The following is a 553-nucleotide window of genomic DNA, read 5'->3' on the forward strand; positions in this document are numbered from 1 at the left end:
TACTGCCTGTTTTCTCTTCGTGAGTGGCTAAAAACTCGGTGATTTTACCTGCACTTCTATCCAGCTTTTCTTTTTGTTTTAAGTCCTGAGTTATTAACTCTTCGCCCAGTCCATCTTGTGATTGGTGGCGTTCAATAATACGTTTGCTTGCGCGTTCTAGTTTTGCTTTTTTTCGACCTAACTCATCGAATGTGCCGATCCATTCTTTACTCGCATTGGACTTTAATTTACACCCATCAATGGCAAACATGTTGCGACCTATCAAGCCTTCTTCATCACATATCATCAGCACTTGCGTAAAAAGCGGCTCAATCTGTTCATGCATTTTAGCCACAAAACCGGCTATTGATTTGTAATGCGGCTGGATATCACCCGACACACTCATAAATAAAATGTTCGTCTCACACGCTTTAGCAATTCGGCGACTACTGATCAAACCATGTGCGTAACCCAGTAAAATAATCTTTAGCATTACCGAAGGCGGATACGCCGCCGCGCCCGTTTTATCGTTGTTATACCACGCGTCAAATCCCGATAAATCGAGTTTATTTTC

At 42.3% G+C, this 553-nt stretch carries 1 protein-coding gene; it reads right to left on the reverse strand.

The window, feature by feature from the left end; genetic code table 11:
• On the reverse strand, positions 1–553 hold a 553-nt coding region (locus GQR46_RS20455), incomplete at both ends, for a transposase (protein ID WP_165742364.1).

It is taken from the genome of Pseudoalteromonas sp. Z1A6 (genome assembly GCF_011378745.1).
GTDB classification, from domain to species: Bacteria; Pseudomonadota; Gammaproteobacteria; order Enterobacterales; family Alteromonadaceae; genus Pseudoalteromonas; species Pseudoalteromonas arctica.